We start from the raw sequence: 26,998 nt of genomic DNA, 5'->3' as shown, positions 1-26,998 counted from the left end.
GCCGGTGGACGATTCCACCGACGGGCCCGCAGCGTCGTTGTCGGGTCAGCGTGCGACCGGCGCCACCAGGTCGGGCTCCTCGATCACGACCATCGCACCCGCCATGTCCCCGTCGTGCGTGAGGGACAGGTGGATGATCGCGCCGGGCAGGAACTGCGCGGCCTCGTCGTGCAGCTTGATCGTCGGCCGACCCCAGGCGTCGTTGACGACCTCGACCTGCACGTAGGCGTTGTCACCGACAGCGGGCGGCCGCGCGAACCGTGAGGACGCCCAGGCCTTGATGACCGCCTCCTTCGCCGCCCACCGGACCGCGTAGTGCCGGGCGGGGTCGGCCTTGGCCTCGCAGTAGCGGCGCTCCCCCGGCCGGAAGCTCGACTTCATCGCCGTTCCCGGCCGGGACAACTGCTCCGCGAACTCCGACACCGTCACCAGGTCGAAGCCGATTCCGAGGATGGCCATCTACTTGCACCCCGGCAGACCGGACCGGTAGACGTCGCCGTCCCCGAGGCGGGCCGCCTCCGAGAGCAGCACGTCCGCCTCGAGTTCACGGGCCGCCTTCGCCGGCACCGCATCTCCACCGAATCGGCGGTCCGCGGGCCGCTCGTACAGGTCGGCTCCGCCGCACATCGCCGCTGCCAGGCGACGCTGCCCGTCGACCGTGCGCTTCTGTGCCTGCTCGAGGTACGCATCCCGGCGATCAGCGGGAACCGACTCGGTGAACGCCTGCGGGTGCACGACCGCGATCAGCCCGGAGACGTGACCGAAACCGAGGCTGGTGAGCAGACCGGCCTTGAGCGGGAACTGTCCACCAAAACGCAGCGGCTCCCGCGGCCAGACCAGGTGCGAGAACTCGGCCATCTTGTCGTCGACGCAGTCGAGGCTGCGGTTGGGCGGCACGACGCCCTGCGCGAGCACCTGGCAGAGCCCGATCAGCTGGAACGCCGCCGCGCCGCCCTTCGCGTGACCGGTGAGGGTCTTCTGCGAGACGACGAACAGCGGGGCGCCGTCGCTGCGGCCCAGTGCCTCGGCGAGCCGTTCGTGCAGTTCGGCCTCGTTCGGGTCGTTCGCGGCCGTCGACGTGTCGTGCTTGGAGATCACCGAGATGTCGTCCGCGGTGACACCGAGCGCGTTCAGCGACAACGCCAGCTGGGAGTCCTGCCCGCCGCGGCCCGCGCCGAGCGCACCGATACCGGGCGCCGGGATCGAGGTGTGGACACCGTCGGCGAACGAACCCGCCCACGCGACCACACCGAGGACCGGCAGGCCCATCTCCATGGCCACGTCGCCGCGGGCCAGGAGAATGGTGCCACCGCCAGCGGACTCGACGAACCCGCCGCGACGGCGGTCGTTGGCCCGCGAGAACCGGCGATCGCTGATGCCCTTGGCGGTCATCTCCTCCGACTTCGCGGTCGCCGACATGTCACCGAATCCGACGATGCCCTCGATACCGAGGTCGTCGAAGCCGCCGGCCACCGCGAAGGTCGCCTTGCCGAGGCGGATCTTGTCGACGCCTTCCTCGACGGACACCGCGGCCGTGGCGCACGCCGCAACCGGGTGCACCATCGCGCCGTATCCGCCGACGTACGACTGCATGACGTGCGCGGCGATGACGTTCGGCAGTGCCTCCTGCAGGATGTCGTTCTGCCGCGACTCCCCGAGCAGGGTGTCGATGTAGAGCGAGCGCATCGACGTCATGCCGCCCATGCCGGTGCCCTGCGTGTTCGCGACCGTGGACGGGTGCACCCAGCGCAGCAGCTCCGACGGGGTGAAGCCACTGGTCAGGAACGCGTCGACCGTGGTCACCAGGTTCCACAGACCGACCCGGTCGACGGACCCGGCCATGTCGGCGGGGATGCCCCACGTCGTGACGTCGAACCCGGTCGGGATCTGGCCGCCGACGGTACGGGTCAACTTCGCCTTGCGCGGCACCCGGATCTCGGTGCCCGCCTTGCGGGTGACCTGCCAGTCGCCGCTGTCGGGCTGCTGGGACAGGGTCGTGTGCTCCGGATCGGAGTCCACGAACGCCTGCGCCTCGGCCTCGGACCCGACGACGAAGGTCAGGTCGTTGTCGAGGAACACCGACGTCATCAGCGGCATGGTGTTCTCCACCATCGCGCCTTCGTCGACGTACCGGCGGATGCCGCAGCGCTCGACGACGATGTCGTGGTAGCGGTCCGCGATCTCCTCTTCGGGAACCAGCTCGCCACTCTCGGCGTCGTACCAGCCGGGCTGCGGGTCCTGTTCCCAGCCGATGAGACCGGTGTTCCAAGCCAGTTCGAGAACGCCTGCCGCCGAGAGCTGCTCGTCGACCTCCATCTCGAACCGGGTGCGCGCGGAGCCGTACGGGCCGAGCTCACCTGCACCGACGATGACGACCAGATCCGCGGGAGTCACGTCGAGCTCCGGCCACGCAGGCGCAGGCAGCTCGTCGACGATCCGCGGCGGCGCGGGCAGCGCGGAGATGGTCTCCTCCGCGGATTCGTCCGCCTCCGAGTCCTTCTCGGCCTCGGCTTCCGCCGCGGCACGGGACAGCGCGACCAGGTCGAGCTTGGCATCGCCGAGCCCACCGGTGAGGTCGAGCGACACCGGCGCCACCGCCGCCTGCTGCACCGTCTCCGCGGTGCAGGCGCCGAGCAGCTGTTCGGCCATCTCGTCCGTCGACCAGGTACGCACACCCTTGGCCTCGACGGCGTCGACCATCGGGTCGTTGCCGCCCATCAGGCCGGTGCCGCGCACCCACCCGATCAGCGCATGGACGAGCGTGACGCGCTCGGCCCAGCTGCGCTCGGCGTTCCAGCGCCCGACGAGGGCGTCGAGCGCCGCCTTCGACTCGCCGTACGCGCCGTCGCCGCCGAACAGGCCGCGGTTCGGCGAACCGGGCAGCACCACGTGCAGGTGGGTGTCGACGTCGCGGTCGTAGCCGATCGCGGACAAGCCGGCGACCAGGCGCTCGACCGACCACAACAGGACCCGCATCTCCATCTCGGCGCGCGCGCCCGCGTCGGAGAGCTCGCCCATCACCCGAGGTGCGGCGAACGGGAACAGCAGCGTCGGGGTCGCGGCTTCCTTCACGAGCTTCTTGGCGCCACCCGCGGTCTCCGTCTGCTCCTCACCGATCCACTCGATCAGGGCGTCGACGTCGGTGTAGGACGCCATGTTGGCCGGAACGACCCACAGCGATGCACCGGCACGGGCGTTGTCGCGGTACAGCTTCCGGTAGAAGCCGATCCGCTGGTCGTCCAGGCGCGAGGTGGTGACGAACACGGTCGCACCGCCGCGCAGCAGCTGGCCGGTGACCGACGCGGCGATCGAGCCCTTGCTGGCGCCGGTGACGACGGCGACCTGATCCGACCACTTTCCGCTGAACGCGTCCTTGACCTGCGCTGCCTCCGCGATCGTCGCGTAGACACCGACGAGTTCCTCGCGGCCCTCGGCCTCGGCGCGCCGACGCCACCAGTCGGCGTGCGCGGCCACTGCAGGACCAGCTCCAGTGAAGTCGGCATCCGTGACCGAGACGACGGTCGCGTGGTCACCGATCCACAGCCGGGCCAGATCCTCGCGGGCGGTCGCCCACCGGTCGTCGAGGAGAAGCGCCTTGCGTGCGTCGAACGCCGGAGCGACCAGACGCGGCCAGTCGGAGCCGAGCTCCGCGGAGACCAGGTCGACCAGCTCGGTGTCGGCGTCCCCGGACGTCGCGGCCGGCTGCTCGGACAGGCCGAGCTGCTCGAGAACCAGCCGGGCCGCCGAGGCGAGAACGCCGTTGCGTCCGGTGATGTGCTCGGTGAACTCACCGAGTGCGGCCGCGTCGACGGTGCCACCGGCACCGCCGCCTGCCGACGGCATCGACACCGCGACACCGCGGCGCGCCGCCACCGACTGCACGGCCGCGTCGACGACCGCGTCCACCGCGTTGCCGTCGGCCAGCGCACCCTCGTGCAGGCCACCCATCGAGCCGCCGCGGACGCTGGAGCCGTCCCTGGTGCCGAGTGCGACCTCGGCGGTGACGTGGCTCGCCCAGCCCGCGCCGAGCTCCCACACCTTGGTGACGCGGTCCGCGATCGCGGCCGGACGCTTTCCGGACGGGCCGAACACCTTGCGCAGGTGATCGTTCAGCGAGTCGGACAGCACCGGGCCGAACGGCTTGTAGGTACGGGCCAGCTTGTTGACGGTGACGGCGAGCGAACCCATGTCGGCGTCCGCGGCACCGTCGATCGCGCCGAGCGACAGCTCGGAACCGAGGTCGACGAGCAGCTGGTTGCGGCGCGAGGAGACGCCGTCGCACAGCGCCTCGATCGTGTCGGCGGGGCCGATCTGGTCCGGACGCAGCTTCGTCCACAGCGCGATCAGCACGTTGGTGGCGTCGGACGCCGCGAACGCGATGTCGTCGGGACGCGGGCCGCCGCTCGGTGCAGCGGGCGCGGCAGCGGGTGCAGGCGCTGCGGCCGCCGGGGCGGACTCGGCGGACGGAGCCGCCGGGGCCCCGGCCACAGCCGCATTCCCCGTCGCTTCGCTCGCCTCGTCGTCCTCGACCGGCGCCGGGTCGGTGTCCGTGGAGTACACGACGCCGGCCTCACGCTCGATGTTGAGCACCTCGACCGGAGCGCCGACGCGACCCGGCAGCTTCAGCGTCTGCGACGCCAGGTTCGCGACCGTCGGGGTCGCGGCCAGGCCGATCTCGACGAACCGCTCGATGCCGAGTCCACCGTCGACCTCTTCCGAGAACAACAGGTCCTGCGTCTCGATCCAGCGAACCGGGCTCGCGAACTGCCACGCCAGCAGTTCGGCGAGCACGACACGGGTCAGCGCCACGGGCCGAGCGGACCAGGAGTCGAAGTCCGCGAGGACGTCGTTCAGCTGCTGCGAGGGCACCAGGTCCGCGATCTCCTGGATGAAGTCGCGTCCCAGGTTGAACGGCTTGGGCACCAGGTTCGGGATGTAGCGGCCGACGAGGATGGCCGGGTCGATCTCCTCCGGCAGCAGCTTGAGCAGCCGCTCACGGAAGTCGTCGACGCCGCCGCGCAGCACGTTCGAGTGGAACGGCACGTCGATGCCGGGGATGACGATGAACGCCCGCTTGCCGCCGGTCTCGGCGCGCTTGCGGTCGATCTCCTTCTCGAGGGCGTCGAGGCCCGCGACGGTGCCGGCGATCGCGTACTGCGAGCCGCGCAGGTTCAGGTTCACGATCTGCAGGAACTCGCCGGTCTCCTCGGCGACACCGCCGACGAAGGCCTCCAGGTCGGCGTCGTCGACACCGAACTGGGACGGGCGGATCGCGGCCAGCCGGTAGTTGGAGCGGCCCTGGGCGTCCCGCGGAACGAGCGCGTGCATCGCCGAACCACGCTGGAACACGACCTCGAGCACCGCCTCGAGCGGTAGCACACCGGCGACCGCGGCGAGCGCGTTGTACTCACCGACAGAGTGACCGGCCAGGTAGGAGCCCTCGACGAAGGCGCCCGACTCACGCAGCTCCGCGACCTGCGCGACGCCGAGAACGGCCATCGCGACCTGGGTGAACTGGGTCAGGTGCAGCACGCCGTCCGGGTGCTTGTGGGTGACGCCGCGAGCCTTCACGACGGTCGGGTTGTCCCGGACGATCGCGAGAATCGAGAAGCCGAGCGTCTCGCGGGTGTGCTTGTCGGCGCGGTCCCAGATCTCGCGGGCGGCCTTCGACCGCGCCCGGGCGTCGAGTCCCATACCGGGACGCTGAATGCCCTGGCCGGGGAACGCGTACACCGTCTTCGGGGCGGCGGTGCGGCCGGTAGCGACCATCACCAGCTCGCCGTCGACGCGGCAGCCGACCTCGACGATCTCGGCGCCGGAGTCGTGCGCGATCCGGTCGACGCGGACGTCGATCAGAGCCCCGGGGCGGACCATGCCGAGGAAGCGGGCGGTCCACGCGGTCAGGCGGCGCGCAGGCACGGTGGCCTCGGGGTCGACCGCGACGACGACCTGCTGTGCGGCGGCCGAGAGCCACATGCCGTGCACGATCGGGCTGCCGAGCCCCGCCAGCAGCGCAGCGTTGTCGGACGTGTGGATCGGGTTGTGGTCGCCGGAGACCTGCGCGAACGCGGCCATGTGCCGCGGAGCGACGACGGTGGTCTGGCGACGGCGACGGCGCGGAGTGTCGACGGCGTCGTCGGAGAGCGAACCGCCCGCGCGCTGCGGATCGGCCAGCTCGGCCTTGCCACTGCGGCCGCGGATCGCGAACCGCTCGACCATCGTCGCGAACACGGGAGCGGCCGCGCCCTGTTCGCCGCGCATGGCGCCGACCTCGACGCGGACCTCGACGACACGACCCAGGTCGGTGTCGACGACGGATGCGCCCTCGGCCTTCACCGTCAGCACGGCGGCGTCGGTGGGAATGGCGTCGACGAGGTTCACCGCGTGGTCGAGGTGGACGAGGTCGAGCATGCCCTCGATGGCGTGCACGCCGGTGTCAGTCTGTGCGGCACCGAGAACCGCGAAGACGGCGGGCCAGCAGGCACCGACGAGCACGTCCGGAACGGCGGAGGCGCCGGGAACCAGCGACGTCGGCAGACCGGCTGCGGTGACACCCGAGTGGTCGGCCACCAGGTCGGGGATCCACGCCACGTTCAGTCGCGCGACGTCACCCTTGACCGTCGGCAGGTCCTGTCCGGCAGCGACCGCGAGGAGCGCCGACATGGCGGCCTCGGCATCCTCCGCGGTGACGACGGGCGCGCCGCCGTCATGGGTGGATCCGGGAACCGTGATCGCGATGGTGACCGCGCGGTCACCGACGAGCGGCACCCGCAGTTCGACACGGTCGTCCCCCAGCAGACGCAGGGTCGCACCGGTGGTGGCGTGCGCGGCATCGGTACCGGTGACCGTCCACGCCTCGGGATCGCCGAGGCGATGCACGGGGTTCCGGGTCAGGCGCGAGGCCCAGAGCACGTCGGGGGCCCCGAGCACCAGCCCGAACACACCCGCCGCGTCGGAACGGCGACGACCGGCCACGGCCACCGGGGCGGTGCCCGCAGCAAGGAGCTCGTCGGTGGTGGCCTTCTCGAAACGGTCCAGCAGCTCGCCGACCGGCTCGTCGGCCCGCGTGATGCCGGCGACGGCGACGGTGCCGGGGATGATGCACACCTGGTCCGCGGAGTAACGCGGGTCGTGGGCCTGCCACAGCGAGTCGGACCGCCACCAGCGGCGGACGTCCTTGTCGACGACAGGCACGAAGTTCACCGGCTTGCCCGGCGTCTTGCAGAGTGCGACGAAGAACGCGACGTCGGCCGGGTGCAGCACGGTGGTTCCAGCGTCCGGGAAGCAGGCGCGCAGCGTGCACAGCGCGGCCTCGGGACGCTCGAGGATCTGCTCGTCCGCGAACTGCGTGACGATCGGGCCACGGTCGTTGCGGTGCAGTCGGGCCTCGGCGCGCTGCAGCATCTGCGCGAACCGGTCACGCCACGTGATGTCGATCCACACCGACTCGGTGGCGTCGGCATATGCCTGTGCCCAGTCGGTGCCGCAGTCGAATTCCTTCGCCGCGTCGATGCCGACGGCGAGCTCGAGGTAGCGACGCAGCCACCGCTCGTACGTCATCGTCGCGACGTCACCGAAGTACGGCTTCGCGGTCCCGTCGAGGGCGGCGACGATCTCGTCGCGACGCTTCGCGACGGCCTTCTCGTCACCCGCGACCTCGTCGAGGAGGCGGCCGGTACGGGACGCAGCGTTGTCGATCTCGTGGATGTCGGCGCCGAGCTGGCTGCGGCCGGAGGCCATGCCGCCGTTCGCGGTACCCGCGGCGACCCAGTCGGGGGTACCGGGGGTGTCGACCAGCATCTGCTTGACTTCGGGCGAGGTGGTCGCCTCGAGGGTCGCCATCGCGGCGGTGCCGACCAGGATGCCGTCCACCGGCATCGCCGGGTATCCGAGCTGCTCGGACCAGCGGCCGGTGAGGTAGTCGGCGGCCCGCTCGGGGGTCCCGATGCCGCCGCCGACGCACACGACGAGGTTCGGACGCGTCCGCAGCTCGGCGTAGGTTGCGAGCAGCAGGTCGTCGAGGTCCTCCCACGAGTGGTGGCCACCGGCGCGCCCGCCCTCGATGTGCGCGATCACAGGGAAGTCGGGAACCTCGGCGGCGATCCGGATGACGGACTTGATCTGCGCGACGGTGCCGGGCTTGAACGCGACATGCGTGATGCCGGAGTCCTGAAGGTCACCGATGATCGTGACGGCTTCCTCGAGCTCCGGAATGCCTGCCGTGACGACGACGCCGTCGAACGGCGCACCCGCGGCGCGGGCCTTGGGCACCAGACGCTTGCCGCCGACGTGCAGCTTCCACAGGTACGGGTCGAGGAACATCGAGTTGAACTGCACCGCGCGACCGGGCTCGAGCAGGGTCGACAGCTCGGCGACGTGGTCGGCGAAGATCTTCTCGGTGACCTGGCCACCACCGGCGAGCTCGGCCCAGTGGCCGGCATTGGCGGCCGCGGCGACGATCTTCGGGTCGACGGTCGTCGGGGTCATGCCCGCGAGCAGGATCGGCGAACGTCCGGTGAGCTTGGTGAACGAGGTCTCGACCGCGACCTTGCCGTCGGGAAGCGTGACCAGGGTCGGGCGGAACGCAGCCCACGGCGCGGGCCGCTCGGGCGCGGCACCCGGGGTGAGCAGGCTGCGCTGGCCGGAGCGCGTCGATGCGGCGACGATGCCGACGCCGCTGCCGCGCAGTGGTCCCGTCGTCATGCGGGTCAACAGTTCGCCGGGACCGAGGTCCAGGATCCAGGCGGCGCCGGCGGCGACAGCGGAATCGACCTCGGCAACCCAGTCGACGGGGTCGGTCAGGCAGGCACGGGCCAGACGCGCGGCACGGTCGACGTCGAGACCACAGCGGGCGGCCCATGACCCGACGATGTCGACGGCGTCGGCGAACGCGGGATGGTGGAAGCCGACCTCGACGGAGACCGGCTCGAAGATCGGGGAGAACACGTTGCCGCCGCGCTTCTTGGCCTCGCGCTCGGCGGACTCCTCCTCGGCGATCTGCTCGGCCCGCTGCTGCACGCGGGTGAGCTGTGCGGGCGGACCCGAGATGACGACGCGGCGGCGACCGTTGCGGATCGCCAACACGGGAGCGCTCTCGGCGCTCACGGCGGCGGCGATCTCGTCCACGACAGCCTGCATGCGCGCCGGGTCGACGTCGGAGACGGCGAGCATCGGCGAGCGCTCGCCGCTGCCGACGATCCCTCGACGTCGGCCGACGAGCACCGCCGCTGCGCCGATGAGCTGGGAGATGGCGAGCAGTTCCCCGTCGGATTCGCCACCGTCGGCGACGGAATCGGACGCGACGACGCCCTGCGAATGGCCGATCACCGCGACCGGTGCGACCTGCGCGGGGTCGAGGCCCTGCAGACGAAGCGCGCGCAGCGCGGCGAGTTGAGTGAGAAGAACGCCGGGCATCGACACGGATGCGGAGGTCAGCGCCTCGGCGGAGGGGCCTGCGTCGATGGCGTCCTCGTCGGCAACGTCACGCTCGAGGATCCAGCCGATGGGGTCGAATCCGATGGGCCTGACCACGAGCAGGTCCTGGGCGACGGGGGCGACCAGCGCAGCGGCCTGGTTGACCAGGTCGGTGAGGTCGGGTTCGAGTCCGTTGTCGCGGATCAGTTCTTCGAGGGAGTCGAGCCATGCGGCGCCCTGACCGCCGAAGGCGAGCGCGTACGGTTCGCCGGCGGCGATGCGGTCACGCAGAGGCGACTTCGCGGCGTCCGGCCGAGTCGGCGCGAAGCGGGATCCACCGGCTCCGTCGCCACTGCCCAGAGGTGTGCTCTCGTCGATCGTCACGCTGGATGGTCCTCTCCTGGTCGGAACCCACCGACGTCACAAACTCACCGCCGAGCGCGCCGCTGCGCTCGCGGATGGTTCCTTCGGGGGTGAGACCAGAGTCGCACACGATCATGAGGAATTCCTCACGTTTACTGTCCGCTTCTGACGTCCTACCAGGTAGTAGGCGTGACAGGGATCACAAGACGAGCGTCCAAGTGACTTTTGAGTAAGAAACAAAGGCGCTGGCAGCGCCGAGTACCCACGAGTAGTAAACCTGAGGGATCCCTCACATTGATCGTTACCAAACCGTTACCATCATGGTTCGGGTCGGCACCTGCCTTTACCTTCGGCGCCCGACCGGATGCGGCGATTCCGGCGCCCGATCGTCCGATGCGGGCGGACGCGGCGTCGTGGCATAGTCTGTTGCGGCACGCGCGAGTGGCGTAATTGGCAGCCGCGTCAGGTTTAGGTCCTGGTGTCTTCGGACGTGGGGGTTCGAGTCCCCCCTCGCGCACCATCCCGTGTCGGCTCCACAACTGTGACGGCCGACTCCCACACCACCAGCGGAACCCCCGTCCACCTCGGGTACCGTCGTGGTGTGGCCCGAACATCCCCCAGCCGTCGACCAGCACTGATCGTGTTCGTCATCGTCGCGGCGACCGCGTGCCTCGCGTTGGGATACTGGCAGTGGACGCGCTTCGAAGCCGTCGGAGGCACCGGCCAGAACCTCGGCTACGCATTCCAGTGGCCGCTGTTCGCGGCCTTCGTGGTCTACGCGTACCGGCGTTTCGTGCAGCTGGAAGACACCGATCCCGAGGACCAGCAGCGAATGGTCCACGGGGACGAGCAGCGCGAGATTCCGGCGGATCTCCTGCCGCAGCGCACCACCCACGCTGCCGAGTCCCTCGACGCCGACAATCCCGGCGACGAGGCCCACCAGGCGTACAACAACTACCTCGCGCAGCTCCGAGCGAGCGAGGCCGATAGGAGCAGCACGTGAGCACGGCCCCCGACGAGACCGCCACGACCACCGCACCCGCCCGCGACACCAAGAAGATCGCGGGCGCACTGCTGCGGTACCGGGTGCTCGCCTACGCGACCGGCGTCTGGCTGCTCGTACTGACCGCCGAGATGGTCGCCAAGTACATCTTCAAGGTCGAGGACCTGCCGGGGTGGATCGCGATCGTCCACGGCTGGGTCTATTTCGTGTACCTGATCCTCACGATGGATCTCGCAGTGAAGGTGCGCTGGCCCGTTGGCCGCACCGTCGGCACCCTGCTCGCGGGCACCGTGCCGTTCCTGTCGTTCTTCGTCGAGCACCGGCGGACGCAGCAGGTCAAACGCGACTTCGGGGTGTAGCACCACCCCACGGACACGAGAACGGCTCGGCCCCCGCAGTGCGGGGGCCGAGCCGTTCTCGATTCGTCAGGACCCGGTGAGATTCATGATCACCGGCTGTCCAGTGATCATCGCGACCAAGTAGGTCAGCCACTGACACGGGGTCTGCGGAACCATCATCGGCGACATCTCGCTCACCTTTCCTCGTGGGCCCGCCGTCGATGGCGGTCGCGGCGATCGTGCCACAACCAGCCGATCCACGGAGCGGGTCAGGACACCAGCGCCGCGAGGTCGGGCACCAGCTGCGCGAGTGCGCGCCCCCGGTGCGACGCGGCGTCCTTCTCCTCCGGCGTGAGCTCTGCCGCCGACCGCTCGTCGCCCTCGGGCACGAAGACGGGGTCGTAGCCGAAACCGCCGTCCCCACGCGGTGCGCGGGCGATGGATCCGGGCCAGGTGCCGCGGACGACCCGCTCGACGCCGCCCGGCACGACCAGCGCGCACGCGGACACGAAGGCCGCACCGCGTCGCTCGTCGGGCGTGTCCGACATCTGGGCCAGGACGAGGGCCGTGTTGGCGGCGTCGTCACCGTGCGTTCCCGACCACCGCGCCGACAGGACGCCGGGCATGGCGTTCAATGCATCGACCTCGAGGCCGGAGTCGTCGGCGACGCATGGCAGTCCCGTGGCTGCGGCGCCGTCGCGGGCCTTGACGAGCGCGTTCTCCTCGAAGGTCGCGCCGGTCTCCGGGGTCTCGGGAAACTCCGGGACCTCGTTCAGCCCGACCAGTTGGATGCCCACGACTCCTGCCGACTCGAGGACGCGCCGCAACTCCTTGAGTTTCTTGGCGTTCCGGGACGCGACGAGGACGCGGATGTCAGCCACCGAACTTCTTCTTCTCCGGAGTCTTCGGCTCGGGCAACTCACCGGGATACGGCAGCGCCAGGGCCGCCTTCTGGATTTCGAACAGCTGCTCACAGCCGGCGAGTGCGGAGTCGAGGAGCTTGTCGAGGGTGGTGCGCGGGAAGGTCGCTCCCTCGCCGGTGCCCTGGATCTCGACGAGTGTGCCGGTGTCGGTGGCGACGACGTTCATGTCGACCTCGGCGCGCGAATCCTCTTCGTACGGCAGGTCGAGTCGGACACGGCCGTCGACGACACCGACACTGACGGCGGCGATCGCGCAGGAGATCGGCTGCGGATCGGACAGCAACTCCGCAGCACGCAGGTAGGTGACGGCGTCGACGAGCGCGACGTAGGCACCGGTGATGGCCGCGGTGCGGGTACCGCCGTCGGCCTGCAGGACGTCACAGTCGATCGCGATGGTGTTCTCGCCAATGGCAGCGAGGTCGATGCACGCACGCAGGGAGCGGCCGACGAGTCGGCTGATCTCCTGGGTGCGGCCGCCCACCTTGCCCTTGACGGACTCGCGGCCGCTGCGGGTATGGGTGGCGGCGGGCAGCATCGCGTACTCGGCGGTCAGCCAGCCCAATCCGGATCCCTTGCGCCAGCGCGGGACACCCTCCTCGACACTCGCGGTGCACATCACACGGGTGTTCCCGAACTCGACCAGCACCGATCCTGCGGGATGGTTGGTGAATCCTCGGGTGATCTTCACGTCGCGGAGCTCGTCGTCCGCCCTACCGTCCAGTCGTCTGCTCACCCCGGTGAGCCTAGTCGGTCGTCAGATGTCGAAGACGTCTCCGGCACTCACGGCGTGCACGGGCCCCGCGAACGCGGCCTTCGCCTCGGCGATGACGTCCTCACGGGACGTCCACGGCGGGATGTGGGTGAGCAGCAGTTCCTTGACGCCTGCCCGGGTGGCGAGCTGTCCCGCCTCGGTGCCGGACAGGTGGATACCTTTGGGGCGGTCCGGGGAATGCGTCCATGACGCCTCGGACAGCAACATGTCGGCATCGCGTGCCAGTTCGACGACTTCGTCACACATGCCGGTGTCTCCGGTGTAGACGAGGGTGCGCCCGTCGGGGTCGGTGAACCGCAACCCGTACGCCTCCGGCGGGTGGTAGACGCGAACCGACTTCACGGTGAGTGCGCCGTAGTCGACGACCTGACCGTCGGACAGCGTCCGCAGGTCGATGGTGTCGGAGATGTCGTCGAGATCGCCCGCGCACTCGGCGGAGGCGACACCGATGCGGTGGTGGCTGTCGGTCGGGCCGTAGATGATCGCCCGGCCGGTGGGCGGGTTCGGGTGGTAGCGACGCCACACGAGCAGGCCGGGCAGGTCGAGGCAATGGTCGGCGTGGAGGTGCGTCAGGAAGATCGACACCGATCCCGGGTCCTCGTACCGCTGGAGTGCACCGAGCACGCCGGGACCGAAGTCGATGACTGCCGGCGGGGTGTCCGGTGCGGTGAGCAGGTAGCCCGACGCAGGCGAGTCGGGTCCACCGACACTGCCCGAACAACCCAGGACGGTGATGCGCATAGGGTCATGCTGCCACGACCGAGCGGTCTCGAAAAAGGTTCGGGCCGATTCGAGACGAAGCCGGAGGGACGGGGACGTTGCGCCTGCCGTCACACCCTCGGCCGACGTGCCCGCAACAGCGCTGTGGGAACTACTGCGTCACTGCCTTCGCTGCGCGTGTCGCACGGACGTCGGACGCGAGTACCCACGCCGCCACGACACCGCCGATGGCACCGAAAAGATGTCCCTGCCATGACACCCGTGGATCACTGGGCAGCACACCCCACAGCATTCCGCCGTAGAGGAAGAGAATGACCACGCCGAGCGCGAGTTGCCCGAAGTGTCGGGTGAACAGTCCTCGGGTGATCAAGTACGTGAGCCACCCGAAGATCAGGATGGACGCGCCGATGTGGTTCGTCCCCGAGCCCCCGACCAGCCACGTTCCCACTCCCCCGACGACCCAGATGATGCCGGTGGCGGCGAACCCACGCCCGATGCCCGACAACATCACGAAGAAGCCGAGGATCAGCAGCGGGATCGTGTTGGCGACGAGGTGACCCCAGCCGGAGTGCAGGACCGGCGCGAACAGGACCCCCCACAGTCCGTCCACCGTGCGCGGCTCGATGCCACCACCGTCGAGCTGGTTCCCGAGGATCATGTCGATGAACTCGAGGACGTAGAGCCCGACGACGAAGGCGCTGATCGCGATCGCGGCCTGCTGCCACTGTGGTCGGACTGCCGGGGCGGCAGGAAGATTCGAGGGTCCGGAGACCGGAAGGGTCATAGCCCGAGCGTACCGACTCGGTCCGACACCGGGCGGCGGCTTCGTCAGACGTCGAACGCCGACGGGAACCGGTCCCGATAGCTGGGGATTCCGGCGACGGCGGTGGCGGTGAGGACGGCGTCGACGATGGCGTCCGCGACCACGTCCGCGGCTGCCGTGCAGATCGCCGCGAGGGCGGGAAGGTCCGCCGGGAAGGCCGGCGGCACGGCAGATTCGGCCGGAAGCTCCCGCGTACCGGTGGCGAGCGCGAACAGGGTGTCGCCGTCGAGCGGCGAGTGGGCCGGCCGGATCGCGCGTGCGAGCCCGTCGTGTCCGGCGACGGCGACACGTCGGCACGCGGCCTTGCCCAGCGGGGCATCGGTGGCCACGACTCCGATCGTGGTGTTGAGGACGGTGCCCTTGTCGCCGAGCGCGAGCGCCGCCCCGAGTTCTGCCGGGTCGGGCACTCGGAGCCCCCATTCGGCGGCCTCGGTCGGCGTGACGCCCCACGGCAGGCCGGTTCCCGGATCGAAAACCGAGCCGACGGGATTGGCTACGACCAGCGCCGCGACCGTGACCCCGGCGGCAGGGCCCGACCCGAGGACGACACTCGCGGTGCCGACGCCGCCCTTGAGGATTCCTGCGCGGGCCCCGGTCCCCGCGCCGACCGAGCCTCGAGCGACGTCGACTCCGGCGGCGTCGGCTGCGAGAAAGCCGTGGTCAGCGGTGGGACGGGCGGACCACTCCCCGACCGGCAGATCGAAGATGACCGCGCCCGGCACGATCGGGACGACGTGGCCGTCTGCGTCCATCGGGATTCCCCGGCCGTGTTCCTCGAGCCAGCGCATCACCCCGTCGGCCGCCGCGAGGCCGTACGCGCTGCCGCCCGTGAGGAGGATCGCGTCGACCTTCTGGACGCTGTGACTCGGGTCCAGCAGGTCCGTCTCGCGGGTGCCGGGACCGCCTCCTCGCACGTCGACGGCCGCAGTGGCGCCGTCCGGTGCGAGGACGACGGTGCAGCCGGTCGCGCGACCGGATCCGAGGGTCGCGTCGTCGTCGAGTTCGTGGTGGTGCCCGACGAGCAGGCCCGTGACGTCGGTGAGTGCCCCCCTCCTCCGCGTCACGGCAGCAGGACCTGCACGAGGGAGTCCTGCATCCACGTCAGCCAGTGGTAGACGTCGAGGTGTGGCGCCCGCGGGTCGTCGGGGTCGAGTTCGTCGGGGGTGTCCGCGTCGATGCCGATGGTTGTGCCGAGCGCCAAACGGATGTCGTTGAGCCCGTACAGCCACTGCTCGGCCTGTTCCGGGGTGAGCACGATCTTGCCGCCCTCGACGGGAACGGTCCGCAGGATCGTCGAGCCGGCCGCGACCTTGGCATCGATGATGTCGGGCTCGTAGAGGCTGCGCAGCGCCCCGTTGTCGTTGGCGTCGCGGGAGTCGGGGTCGACGGCGTCACGCCCGGTTCCGAAGAAGTCGGGCAGGAGGCGGGCGACTGTGGCATCGGTCGGCGCGGTCGGGTTACCGGTTCGCAGGCCGGTGAGTTCGGCCAGGTCGTCCGTCGGGGCGGACGCTGTTCGGTCTGCGAGGAGGCCGAGGACCGACGTCACCAGCGATCGCAGGACCGAGGCCTCACGTGCGTCCACCTCGGATCGGATCTTGACCCCGCTCAGCGAGTTCTTTCGGCTCCATGTGCGCACGTCGAAATACCTGGTGACCCTTCCTGCGTAACTGAGAATCGGCGGTGATATCGGGCGACGGCCGGCGCCGTCAGCTGTCCCGCTGCATCGTCGCCCACAGGCCGGCGGCGTGCAGTCGCTGGACGTCGTGCTCCATCTTGTCCCGAGACCCGGACGACACGACGGCCTTGCCCTCCTTGTGCACCTGCATCATCAGATCCGTGGCCTTGGCCTTGCTGTAGCCGAACAGCTTCTGGAAGATGAATGTCACGTAGTGCATGAGGTTGACGGGATCGTCCCACACCACGGTCACCCAGGGACGGTTGAGCGCCTCGTCCTCGTCCGTCACCTCGGCCTGCTCGGGCAGCACGGTTGGTGCCGGGGTCGGCATGTTCGCCATCGGCACGGCCATGAGCGTGGGGTACGGGCGCGGAGCCATGACTCCAGACTACGACGCAATCCGGACCAATTGAACACCGAGCGGTCAATACCGTGGTGCTCGTAGGGTGGGCCCGGTGACGAACTCCCAGTGGTCTGCGCCCGCGACCAGTACCGCACTGCTCACCGACCAGTACGAGTTGACGATGCTGGCGGCGGCGCTCGCCGACGGGTCCGCGCATCGCCGGTGCACGTTCGAGGTGTTCGCCCGCAAACTGCCCGCCGGCCGCCGGTACGGCGTCGTCGGCGGCGTGAGCCGCATGCTGGATGCGCTGGCGCGATTCCGTTTCGGTGAACCCGAACTGGCGGTCGCGTCGCGCTTCCTCGACGACGCGACACTCGCCTGGCTGCGCGACTACCGATTCGGCGGCGACGTCCACGGCTACCTCGAGGGCGAACTGTACTTTCCGGGGTCGCCGATCCTGTCGGTTCGGGGGACGTTTGCGGAGTGCGTTCTGCTCGAGACGCTGGTCCTGTCGATCCTCAATCACGACAGTGCGATCGCATCGGCAGCGGCGCGGATGGTCAGTGCCGCCGGTGGCCGCAAGCTGATCGAGATGGGGTCACGGCGCGCGCACGAGGAGGCCGCAGTGGCCTGCTCCCGGGCGGCGTACCTGGCCGGTTTCGACGCGACCTCGAATCTGGAGGCGGTCCGCCGGCACGGGGTTCCCGGGGCAGGCACGAGCGCACACGCGTACACGCTGCTGCACACCACCGACGAGGGCCCCGACGAGGCGGCGGCATTCCGCGGACAGGTTGCGAAACTCGGTGTCGGCACCACGCTGCTCGTCGACACCTACGACATCACCGAGGGTGTCCGGACGGCGATCGAGGTGGCCGGGCCCGAACTCGGCGGGGTCCGCATCGACTCCGGTGACCTCGGGGAATGGGCGCGTCAGGTCCGCGCGCAGCTCGACTCGCTCGGCGCGACCAACACGAAGATCGTGGTCTCGGGCGACCTGGACGAGTACGCGATCGCGGCGTTGCGAGCCGAGCCGGTCGACACGTACGGCGTGGGTACGGCCCTGGTCACCGGGTCGGGCGCGCCGACGGCAGGCATGGTCTACAAGCTGGTGGAGGTGGACGGGATCCCGGTCGCCAAACGCAGCAGCCAGAAGGTCTCGCGTGGTGGTACCAAGGACGCGGTCCGACTCGCGCGGCCGACGGGGACGATCGTCGAGGAGGTCGTGTACCCCGCGGGCTCGGCGGTTCCGGTGGTCGAGGGGCTCGTCGGCCGACCGCTGATGATCCCGATGGTCCGCGACGGAGAGTTCGAGCCTGACCTGCCAGGGCTGGCGGATGCGCGGGACCTGGTGGCGTCGAATCTGGTGAGCCTGCCGTGGGAGGGCCTCAAGCTGTCGAACGGTGATCCTGCTGTTCCCACCCGTTTCGTCGACTGACGCGAAACGGGGAAGGATGGAGTCATGACGAGGACTTCGCGGGCACTGGTGATCGTGGACGTGCAGAACGACTTCTGTGAGGGCGGATCGTTGGCGGTCACCGGTGGCGCCGCGGTCGCGGAAGCCGTCACCGAGTACCTGGCGTCGCCGGGCCGCCCCGAGTACGCGGCAGTGGTCGCGACGGCGGACCGTCACATCGATCCGGGGCCGCACTTCTCCGACAACCCCGACTACCGGGACAGCTGGCCGCCGCATTGTGTGGTGGGGACACCGGGGACGGAGTTCCATCCGGCGCTCGACACCTCCGCGGTGCAGGAGGTGTTCGGCAAGGGCAACTTCGCGGCGGCGTACTCGGGATTCGAGGGAGCCTCGGACGACGGTGACTCGCTGACGGACTGGCTACAGGACCACGGCATCGACGCGGTCGACATCGTCGGCATCGCCACCGACCACTGCGTGCGCGCGACTGCGATGGACGCGGTCCGGGAGGGCTTCGACACACGGGTGCTGCTCGACTACACGGCCGCGGTGTCGCCGGACACGGTCCGGACGGCCCTGACCGCGATGCAGAACGCGGGCGTCACCCTTGTCGGCTGGTCGGCTCCCCCGCCGCGTCGCGGTACGAGTGGTGGGCGCACGCCGATCCGCGGGCAGTAGCCTTGTCGGGTGCCTGAACTCCCCACCGTCCCAGAGTTGCTGTCCGAGGCGGTGCACGCGCTCGGCGGCGCCGAACGACGGAACCAGCTGACGATGGCATCGGCGGTCGCGCATGCGATCGAGTCGGGCGAGCATCTCGCTGTGCAGGCGGGTACCGGTACCGGCAAGTCGCTGGCCTACCTGGTGCCGAGTGTGCGGCACGCGGTGGAGTCGGGGCGCACGGTGGTGATCTCGACGGCGACGATCGCGCTGCAGCGTCAGCTCGTCGACCGGGATCTGCCCCGGTTGGCGAAGGCACTGAAGAAGCCGCTCGGCCGGGAGCCGCGGTTCGCGATCCTCAAGGGGCGCAACAACTACCTGTGCATGAACAAGGTGCACAGCGGCATGGCGGACGAGCCGGCCGCAGAGGCCGAACTGTTCGACGCGTTCGCGGTGTCACGACTGGGCCGCGAAGTGAAGCGACTGACCGCGTGGTCCTCGGACACCGAGACCGGGGACCGCGACGAGGTCGTGCCCGGCGTCAGCGACCAGGCGTGGCGGCAGGTCAGCGTCACCTCTCGCGAATGCCTCGGTAAGGCGCGTTGCCCGATCGGCGAGGACTGCTTCGCGGAGCGGGCCCGGCTCGAGTCGGCGCGGGTCGACATCGTGGTCACCAATCATGCGCTGCTGGCGATCGACGCGATCTCGGGGATCGCGGTGCTGCCCGAACACGACGTGGTGGTGATCGACGAGGCGCACGAACTCGTGGACCGCGTCACCGGTGTCGCAACGGCGGAGTTGGCGCCCGCAACGATCAGCGCCGCAGCGCGGCGCTGCGGGAAGCTGGTCGAGGAGCAGGATGCAGACCGGCTGGAGGCGTCGTCCGAGGCGTGGACGGCGATCCTCGACGAGCTGCCCGCGGGACGCTGGGAGCACCTGCCTGACGGCGCCGGGCAGGCGTTGGCGCTGGTCCGCGATGCGGCGTGGGCGGTGCGCACCGCCATCGGGCCGTCCAGGCCGGGCCAGGCGGCGGCGGACCCGGAGTCGGCGGCGGCCCGGACGGCCGCGCTCGCGGCGGTTGACGAGGTGCACGACAGCGCGGTTCGCGTGCTGACCGCATTCGACGAACCCGATCCCGCCACGCGCCGGGACGTGGTGTGGCTCGCCGACGAGGAGCGTCGCGGCAAGCTCGTGCGGATCGCCCCGCTGTCCGTCGGTGGTCTGCTGCGCTCGCGCCTGTTCGACGAGTCGACGGTGGTGCTGACGTCGGCGACACTGACGGTCGGTGGCTCGTTCGACGGTCTCGCCGTGGACTGGGGCCTGCCCGCTCAGGCGCCGGTGCGCAGCGACACCGCGATGGCGACGGCCACTGAGGCGCCGTCGGACGAGTCGACGGTCAAGTGGAACGCACTCGACGTCGGATCACCGTTCGACCACGCCAAGGCCGGAATCCTGTACGTGGCCAAGCATCTTCCGCCGCCGGGCCGCGACGGACTGACCCCGCGTGTGCTCGACGAGATCGAGGCGTTGGTCGCCGCCGCGGGTGGCCGCACCCTGGGCCTGTTCTCGTCGACGCGGGCGGCGAAGGCAGCGGCTGCGGAGATGCGTTCGCGCCTGAGCACGCCGGTGCTGTGCCAGGGCGAGGACGCGACGGGACAGCTGGTGCGCAAGTTCGCGGAGGACGAGGCGACATCGCTGTTCGGCACCCTGTCACTCTGGCAGGGCGTGGATGTTCCCGGCCCGTCGCTGTCACTGGTGATCCTGGACCGGATCCCCTTCCCGCGGCCCGACGACCCGCTGCTCGCGGCGCGTCAACGTGCCGTCGAATCACGCGGCGGCAATGGCTTTCTCGCGGTCGCCGCCAACCACGCTGCGCTGCTGCTGGCCCAGGGCGTGGGCCGACTGCTGCGCAGCGTGGATGACAAAGGCGTTGTCGCGGTACTCGATTCGCGGCTGGCGACGGCGCGGTATGGCGGCTACCTGCGTGCCTCACTGCCGCCGTTCTGGGAGACGTCCGACCCGGAGGTCGTGCGCAAGGCGCTTACCAGGCTCGCCGGCGGCTAGCGTCCGTCGAGGATCGCCTTGACCGTGCCGCCGATGTAGTCGGGGCCCAGAGTGTCCAGCGCCTCGGGTGTCGAGATGGCGGACAGGGTCTGGGTTGTGCACGTGCGGGTCGCGCCGGGATCGTCGACCTGCCCCCGGAGCCACGCGAGTGCCGCCGGCGCGCCCAGCGCCCACAGCGCGGTGTGCGCCGAGAGCACATTCGGGAACGGGTCTCGCTGGTAGGTGACGGCGGTCCCGCCGCGACAGTACCGATCGACGAGCCCGTCGGCCGACGCGATGGTGCTCAGCTCGTCGTTGATGCCGTTGTAGAGGTAGACCGGCGCTGTCGGCGCCGTCGTGCCCAGTGCACGCTCGTCGAGCAGTCGCCGGGTCAACGGGTCGGCGAGCACCTCCGTCAACGGCACGGTCATGAGGCTGTCGAAGTTGGTGAACGGGAACGAGAGGAGGTTCTGCGGCGTGCAGTCGGCCGCCGCTGCCAGGGCCGCCTGCTTGCCCGCGGGGGTCAGGTACCTGTCGAGCAGCGTGGTGAACTCGGGGGAATCCTGCGCGAGCCCGGCCAGGCCGATCGCGACGAGTCCTGCGACCAGGGAGCCGTTCCCCTGACGGACGGCTGCAGCGAAGTCCGGCACCGGAGCGCCGATCGCCATCCCCGCCACCCGCAGTTCGGACGCATAGGTGGGCTGGACCTCTGCAGCCCAGCTGGTCGCGATCCCGCCGCCGGAGTAGCCCCAGAAGAGTGCAGGCGTGTTCCGATCCACCGCGTCGATCTGCTCGAAGTTCTGGACGGCGCGCACGCCGTCCAAAGCGACGTAGCCCGGCTCGCGGGGCGTGAGGAACCGATTCTCGATGCCGCCGAGGTCCGGGACCGACACCACCCAGTTCTGTTCCAGGCCTGCGGCGATCATCGGAACCTCGCTCGCCGTCGTCGACAGGGCCACGGGGCCGGTCTCGCCCGTGACGTTGAACCAGGGCGCACCGGTCTGGAGCACCCGCGAGGGCATGCAGTCGGGGGCGATCGCGTCGATCATGCTGTCGTAGGACAGGACGGCGGCGGGGGCGCTGTCGCCGTTGCGCTCGAGGACCGTGGTGACCGCGGCGTAGGGACTGCCGTTCGAATCGGTCGTCCGGTACAGCAGCTGCCAGGCACGCACCTTCATCGGCACCAGTTGGAGTGCCGAAGGCTGGATCTCGCGGGAGCGCAGGACCGTTCCCGGCTCGACATCGGCGAACCCTTCGGGCGGGACGTAGAAGTCGTCGACGCGGTTCGGTGTGGCTGCGGCGGGCGAGAGGGCCGCGGCGGGGAGGAGCGAACCTGCGGCCACGACCGCGACGGCGAGGGCACGGACGCCGTGCCCTCGCCAGCCGCGCACAAGGGCCCGGGCGGACCGGGCGGACCCTCGATGTGTGTTGGATGGCATCAGCCGAACCTAGAACAAGTTTCAGTCCAATTCCTAGGATTCGCGATCCGCCACGTCCAGGCCGTGACCAGGACAATTGTCCAAGACAACTGACCAGGTCCGCGCCGCCCGACGGCCTGGCCGCGACCACCCGACTTGTCCCGGGAGGACAAACCGCGGCGCGAAGTCTGGCCTCGCAGGCCGTTTCTCACCCATCACCGCGTCAATAGTGTCGGTGGTCACACCCCGAACGGATTGCGAGAACGTCGTGAACATGAGCTATTTCGCGTGGGACACCGTTGCCGACCACGGCGATTCACCCTGCGTGCGTGACGACCACACCGAGTTGACGTACCGGGAGTTCGCGGATCGGGTCGACGCGTTCGCTGCACAGTTGCACCGATCCGGACTCCGCCGCGGTGACACCGTCGCCGTCGTGCTGCCCAACCGGGTCGAACTGCTCGTCGCACTGATGGCGGCGTGGCGCCTCGGTGCCGCCGCGACCCCCGTCAATCCGAACTTCACCGAGACCGAGGCGCAGTACCAGATCGACGACGCCGCAGCCGTTCTCGTGGTCACCGCCCAGGAGGGTGACCGCACCGACGGGCGGCCGACGATCACTGTCGCGGACATGGAGCTCGTGGTCGATCCGGGCTGGATCGCTCCGCCGCCGCCTGCGGGCGCGGACCTCGCGTTGCTGATCTACACGTCGGGCTCGACGGGACGACCGAAGGGCGTGATGCTCGACCACGACAATCTGCACTACATGACCGGGGCGATGGTGCAGACCTTCACGCTGACCGCCGACGACCACTGCATGCTGGTGCTGCCGCTGTTCCACGTGAACGCGATCTGCGTCAGCTTTCTCGCTCCGATGCGGGTCGGCGGTCAGCTCAGTGTCACCGGCCACTTCTCGGCTTCCAGATTCTTCGACGACGTCGCGCGGCTCCGGCCGACGTACTTCTCCGCGGTGCCGACGATCTACGCGCTGCTGGCCTCCCAACCGGGCGCCGCGGACCGCGACGTGTCGTCCCTGCGGTTCGGGGTGTGCGGCGCGGCGCCGATCTCGAAGGAACTGCTCGAGCGCGCGGAGGCGACGCTCGGCCTGGTCGTCGTCGAGGGCTACGGGCTGACAGAGGGCACGTGCGCGTCGACGTGCAATCCGGTCGACGGCCCCCGCAAGCTCGGGACGGTCGGGCCCGCCCTGCCCGGCCAGCGCATCGCGATCGCGGGCCCGAACGGAGAACTCCTCCCGCAAGGCGCCGTCGGCGAAGTCCTGGTGGCGGGGCCGAATGTCATGTCCGGCTACCTCGGGCGCCCCGATGACACCGCCCGCACGGTGGTTGACGGATGGCTGCACACCGGCGACGTCGGCAGGATCGACGAGGACGGCCATCTCGTCCTCGTCGACCGGATCAAGGACATGATCATCCGCGGCGGCGAGAACATCTATCCGAAGGAAATCGAGAACGCCCTCGCCACGCACGGGGCAGTGCTCGAATCGGCCGTCGTCGGCGCACCCCACCAGTTGTACGGCGAGGTGCCGGTCGCCTACGTCGTGATCTACCCGGACGCGACCGCGACCGCGGCGGAGCTCACCGACCACCTGCGCGACCGGATCGCGAAGGTCAAACTGCCGACGGAGATTCACGTGGTCGAGGCGCTTCCCCGCAACCCGGTCGGCAAGATCGACAAGCCGACGCTGCGTCGCCGCCACTCCCCCGCGAACGTCGGCTGACCCGACCCACACCTCCCACCACATCGACCTCGGGCACACCCGGGGCGATGCCCCCTACCCGAGAAACACCCAGCAGCCCGACAACCCGAGAGAACCAGGAGAATCCGATGGGATTCAAGACCGGGAACTTCCCTGACGTCGATCCGGCGACCTTCCTCGACCGCCCGTTCCTCGACCGGATTCGAGCCATGTCGACGCACTGGGTCGATCACGGCTTCGGCACCCCGAAGATGGTGCACACGATCTACATCCTCAAACTGCTGTTCGTGTACATCGGCGCGGGCGTCTCCATCGCGACCCTGACGTCGGGGTTGAACCCGATCGACGTCGGAGTGTGGTGGAACGACCCGATCGTCTACCAGAAGCTGATTCTGTGGACGGTGCTGCTCGAATCGGTGGGGCTGGCGGGTTCGTGGGGCCCATTGGCCGGCCACTTCACGCCGATGACCGGTGGCATCCTGTACTGGCTGCGACCCGGGACGATCCGGCTTCCTCCGTGGCCCGGCAAGGTCCCGCTCACCTCCGGGGACACCCGCACTCCGGTCGACGTGGCCCTGTACGCCGGCCTGCTGGCCACTCTCGTGGTGTCGCTTGTACTTCCGGGTGTGCACACGGCCTCGCTCGATGCGGCGGTTGCGGACAACTCGGGCCTGGTGCGTCCCGCGGCCGTGGTCCCGGTCATCGTGCTGCTGATCGTGCTCGGACTGCGTGACAAGGTGATCTTCATCGCCGCCCGCAGCGAGCAGTACCTGCCTGCGATGGTGTTCTTCGCGACGCTGCCGTTCGTGGACATGATCATCGCGCTCAAGCTGCTCATCGTGTCCGTGTGGATCGGCGCCGGAGTCTCGAAGCTCGGCCACCACTTCTCGATGGTGGTTCCGCCGATGCTGAGCAACACCCCGTGGATACCGTCGAAGGCGATCAAACGCGCTCACTACCGCAACTTCCCGGAGGACCTGCGGCCGTCGAAGGCGGCGGGCGGCGTCGCGCACGTCCTCGGCACCCTCGTCGAGGTCGCCACCCCGCTGGTGCTGCTGTTCTCCACCAACCGGACGGTGACGCTGATCGCGGTGGTGCTGATGGTCGCGTTCCACCTGTTCATCCTGTCCACGTTCCCGCTCGCGGTGCCGCTCGAATGGAACGTGCTCTTCGCCTACGCCTCGGTGTTCCTCTTCGTGGGCTTCCCCACCTGGAACGGGTACGGGCTCGGTGACATGTCCTCACCGTGGCTGACCGCGGGCGTGGTCGCGGCACTGGTCTTCTTCCCGATCCTCGGCAACCTGCGGCCCGACCTGGTCTCGTTCCTGCCGTCGATGCGGCAGTACGCGGGCAACTGGGCCTCGGCGACGTGGGCGTTCGCGCCCGGCGCCGAGGACAAGCTCGACCGGTTCGTCACCCGGCCCACGAAGAACACCCGCACGCAGCTGCTCGCGTCGTACCCGCCCGAGGTCGCCGACGTCGTGATGCATCAACTCCTCGGCTGGAGGTCGATGCACAGCCAGGGCCGTGCGCTGCTGTCGCTGATGATCAACCACCTCGGTGACGACATCGACACCTACACCCTGCGGGAGGCAGAGTTCAGCTGTAACTCGTTGGTGGCGTTCAATTTCGGCGACGGTCACCTGCACAACGAACACCTGATCGCAGCACTCCAGCGCCGCTGCAATTTCGCTCCCGGAGAGTTCGTGATCGCCTGGATCGAGTCCCAGCCGATCCACAAGGGCGTGCAGGAGTACCGGGTGATCGATGCCGCGCTCGGCGTGATCGAACGGGGCACCTACCGCGTCGCCGACGCGGTCGCCGAGCAGCCGTGGCTGCCGAACGGCCCCATTCCGTTCGAGGTGAGGTGGACACTGGAGTCGGATTCGAAGGAGACCCTGATGCAGAGCACACCCCGGACCGAGTCGGTGGCGCGACCTTGAGCACTGCCGTGGTCGTCGGCAGCGGGCCCAACGGGCTCGCTGCCGCGGTCCACCTCGCCCGCAGCGGGGTGGACGTGCAGGTACTCGAGGCCGCCGACCTGATCGGAGGCGGTGCCCGCTCGGCGGAACTCACCCTGCCCGGACTGGTCCACGACGAGTGTTCGGCGTTCCACCCGATGGGCGCAGGCTCGCCGTACCTGCAGGCGCTCGGCCTGGACCGTTACGGACTCACGTGGCGGTGGCCCGAGATCGACTGCGCACATCCGCTCGACGATGGCGACGCAGGCCTACTGCACCGGTCCGTGGAGGTGACCGCGGACGGACTGGGGGTCGACGGTCCACGGTGGCGGCGCCTCGTCGGCGATCTGGCCGTCAACTTCGACGATCTGGCCGCGGACCTGATGCGGCCGATCGCCCGTGTCCCCCGGCACCCGCTGAAGCTGGCCGCGTTCGGGCCGCGCGCGCTGCTTCCGGCGACGGTGACGGCCAGATGGCTGCGAACGGAGAAGGCCCGCGCCCTGTACGGCGGGGTGGCGGCCCACGCCTACTACCGGCTCGACCGGCCCGCGACCTCGGCCGTCGGGCTGATGATCGCGGCGGCCGGGCATCGGTACGGGTGGCCGGTGGCCGAGGGCGGATCCCGCGCGATCACCGACGCCCTCGCTGCGATGCTGACCGACCACGGCGGGAAGATCAGCACGGGCGTCCGGGTGCGGTCCGAACGGGACATCCCACCTGCCGACGTCGTCCTACTCGATCTGACTCCAGCGGCGGCACTCGACGTCCTCGGCGACCGGGTGCCGACGCGTGTCGCCCGGGCCTACCGCCGATTCCGGCACGGCGCGGGCGCGTTCAAGGTGGACTTCGCTGTGGAGGGGCCGATTCCGTGGACCGATCCGGCCGTGGGACGAGCCGGGACGGTGCACCTCGGCGGGAGTTTCGGCGACATCGCCGCAGCCGAGCGGGACGTCACCGCCGGCCGGATGCCGCAGCGGCCGTTCGTCCTGCTCGGCCAGCAGTACGTCGCCGACCCGACCCGCTCGCGGGACGGGCTGAACCCGGTGTACGCGTACGCCCACGTCCCGCACGGTCATGCGGGCGATGCCACCGACGCCGTCGTCGCGCAGATCGAGCGGTTCGCACCCGGCTTCCGTGATCGGATCCTGGCCACGGTCACCGCCGGACCGGCGCGGCTCGCGGCGTCGAACCCGAACTACGTCGGCGGCGACATCGTCGGCGGCGCCAACAGCGAGATGCAGGTGGTGCTGCGACCGCGGATCGCGCTGGACCCGTACAGCATCGGCGTTCCCGGCACGTTCCTGTGTTCCGCCTCCACACCGCCTGGGGCGGGCGCCCACGGTATGTGCGGCTACAACGCGGCCGAGTCGGCCCTGCGTCACCTGCGGCGGAAGGGGGCCGACGTCCTGTGACC

General features: G+C 69.9%; 18 protein-coding genes and 1 tRNA gene. 9 read left to right on the top strand and 10 right to left on the bottom strand.

Features of this window, described 5'->3' with window-relative positions; all coding sequences use genetic code 11:
- Window positions 1-45: 45 nt before the first annotated feature.
- Window positions 46-459 carry a holo-ACP synthase AcpS gene (locus RHCRD62_RS00170; protein WP_050062675.1) on the bottom strand — a complete coding sequence of 138 codons (414 nt, stop codon included), beginning with the start codon at window positions 457-459 and terminating at the stop codon, window positions 46-48.
- Window positions 460-9,798 (bottom strand): type I polyketide synthase, encoded by a 9,339-nt coding sequence (locus tag RHCRD62_RS00165; protein WP_050062674.1) that lies wholly within the window; start codon window positions 9,796-9,798, stop codon window positions 460-462.
- 414 nt (window positions 9,799-10,212) lie between these two features.
- On the opposite strand from RHCRD62_RS00165, the gene RHCRD62_RS00160 reads away from it, so the two are divergent.
- The 3 genes from RHCRD62_RS00160 (at window position 10,213) to RHCRD62_RS00150 (ending at window position 11,139) form a co-directional block, all read left to right on the top strand.
- Window positions 10,213-10,297: transfer RNA gene (locus RHCRD62_RS00160), tRNA-Leu, on the top strand.
- An 81-nt stretch (window positions 10,298-10,378) separates the two neighbouring features.
- Complete coding sequence (locus RHCRD62_RS00155; protein WP_050063364.1) at window positions 10,379-10,780, top strand: transcriptional regulator; 402 nt, start codon at window positions 10,379-10,381, stop codon at window positions 10,778-10,780.
- Entirely contained in the window at window positions 10,777-11,139 is a 363-nt protein-coding gene (locus tag RHCRD62_RS00150; RefSeq protein ID WP_050062673.1) for a DUF3817 domain-containing protein, read from the top strand. Before RHCRD62_RS00155 ends, RHCRD62_RS00150 begins: the two co-directional genes overlap by 4 nt.
- 248 nt (window positions 11,140-11,387) lie before the next feature.
- On the opposite strand, the gene rdgB is transcribed toward RHCRD62_RS00150, so the two are convergent.
- The 7 genes from rdgB to clpS form a co-directional block, all read right to left on the bottom strand.
- Entirely contained in the window at window positions 11,388-11,999 is a 612-nt protein-coding gene (gene rdgB / locus RHCRD62_RS00145) for an RdgB/HAM1 family non-canonical purine NTP pyrophosphatase (RefSeq protein WP_050062672.1), read from the bottom strand.
- Entirely contained in the window at window positions 11,992-12,774 is a 783-nt protein-coding gene (gene rph, locus RHCRD62_RS00140; RefSeq protein WP_050062671.1) for a ribonuclease PH, read from the bottom strand. Before rph ends, rdgB begins: the two co-directional genes overlap by 8 nt.
- 21 nt (window positions 12,775-12,795) lie before the next feature.
- Window positions 12,796-13,554, bottom strand: coding sequence for a cyclic nucleotide-degrading phosphodiesterase (locus RHCRD62_RS00135; protein ID WP_050062670.1), 759 nt, complete (start codon window positions 13,552-13,554; stop codon window positions 12,796-12,798).
- A gap of 130 nt (window positions 13,555-13,684) precedes the next feature.
- On the bottom strand, window positions 13,685-14,317 hold the full coding sequence (locus tag RHCRD62_RS00130) for a rhomboid family intramembrane serine protease (RefSeq protein WP_050062669.1): 633 nt from the start codon (window positions 14,315-14,317) through the stop codon (window positions 13,685-13,687).
- A gap of 44 nt (window positions 14,318-14,361) precedes the next feature.
- Window positions 14,362-15,420: a P1 family peptidase gene (locus RHCRD62_RS00125; protein ID WP_050062668.1), complete on the bottom strand. Its 1,059-nt coding sequence runs from the start codon at window positions 15,418-15,420 to the stop codon at window positions 14,362-14,364.
- Window positions 15,417-15,992: an oxidative stress transcriptional regulator AosR gene (locus RHCRD62_RS00120; protein WP_050062667.1), complete on the bottom strand. Its 576-nt coding sequence runs from the start codon at window positions 15,990-15,992 to the stop codon at window positions 15,417-15,419. The genes RHCRD62_RS00125 and RHCRD62_RS00120 overlap by 4 nt, the downstream gene beginning before the upstream one ends.
- A gap of 70 nt (window positions 15,993-16,062) precedes the next feature.
- The gene (clpS, locus tag RHCRD62_RS00115; RefSeq protein ID WP_137875312.1) at window positions 16,063-16,362 is read right to left on the bottom strand and encodes an ATP-dependent Clp protease adapter ClpS; all 300 of its coding nucleotides are present in this window, start codon (window positions 16,360-16,362) and stop codon (window positions 16,063-16,065) included.
- A 115-nt stretch (window positions 16,363-16,477) separates the two neighbouring features.
- On the opposite strand from clpS, the gene RHCRD62_RS00110 reads away from it, so the two are divergent.
- Genes RHCRD62_RS00110 through RHCRD62_RS00100 form a run of 3 tightly spaced genes read left to right on the top strand, consistent with a single transcriptional unit; the run spans window position 16,478 to window position 20,509 of the window.
- A complete protein-coding gene (locus RHCRD62_RS00110) occupies window positions 16,478-17,809 on the top strand; it encodes a nicotinate phosphoribosyltransferase (protein ID WP_050062665.1) in 1,332 nt (443 codons plus the stop codon).
- A gap of 24 nt (window positions 17,810-17,833) precedes the next feature.
- Complete coding sequence (locus tag RHCRD62_RS00105) at window positions 17,834-18,466, top strand: isochorismatase family protein (protein WP_050062664.1); 633 nt, start codon at window positions 17,834-17,836, stop codon at window positions 18,464-18,466.
- Window positions 18,467-18,475: 9 nt separating this feature from the next.
- Window positions 18,476-20,509, top strand: a complete 2,034-nt coding sequence (locus RHCRD62_RS00100) for an ATP-dependent DNA helicase (RefSeq protein ID WP_050062663.1) — start codon at window positions 18,476-18,478, stop codon at window positions 20,507-20,509.
- On the opposite strand, the gene RHCRD62_RS00095 is transcribed toward RHCRD62_RS00100, so the two are convergent.
- A complete protein-coding gene (locus RHCRD62_RS00095; protein ID WP_216596599.1) occupies window positions 20,506-21,927 on the bottom strand; it encodes a lipase family protein in 1,422 nt (473 codons plus the stop codon). The two genes, RHCRD62_RS00100 and RHCRD62_RS00095, sit on opposite strands and share 4 nt — an antisense overlap.
- A gap of 253 nt (window positions 21,928-22,180) precedes the next feature.
- Between RHCRD62_RS00095 and RHCRD62_RS00090 the strand changes: the two genes are divergently transcribed.
- The 3 genes from RHCRD62_RS00090 to RHCRD62_RS00080 all read left to right on the top strand — a co-directional run bounded on the left by RHCRD62_RS00090 (window position 22,181) and on the right by RHCRD62_RS00080 (window position 26,996).
- Entirely contained in the window at window positions 22,181-23,644 is a 1,464-nt protein-coding gene (locus RHCRD62_RS00090) for a class I adenylate-forming enzyme family protein (protein WP_050063362.1), read from the top strand.
- Between the two features lie 107 nt (window positions 23,645-23,751).
- Entirely contained in the window at window positions 23,752-25,566 is a 1,815-nt protein-coding gene (locus RHCRD62_RS00085) for a DUF3556 domain-containing protein (protein WP_050062662.1), read from the top strand.
- Entirely contained in the window at window positions 25,563-26,996 is a 1,434-nt protein-coding gene (locus RHCRD62_RS00080) for a phytoene desaturase family protein (protein WP_050062661.1), read from the top strand. The genes RHCRD62_RS00085 and RHCRD62_RS00080 overlap by 4 nt, the downstream gene beginning before the upstream one ends.
- The last annotated feature ends 2 nt before the right edge of the window (window positions 26,997-26,998 follow it).

Source organism: Rhodococcus sp. RD6.2 (genome assembly GCF_001040705.1).
Classification (GTDB): domain Bacteria; phylum Actinomycetota; class Actinomycetes; order Mycobacteriales; family Mycobacteriaceae; genus Rhodococcus_G.
This window is presented reverse-complemented; position numbering and strand designations above follow the sequence as displayed.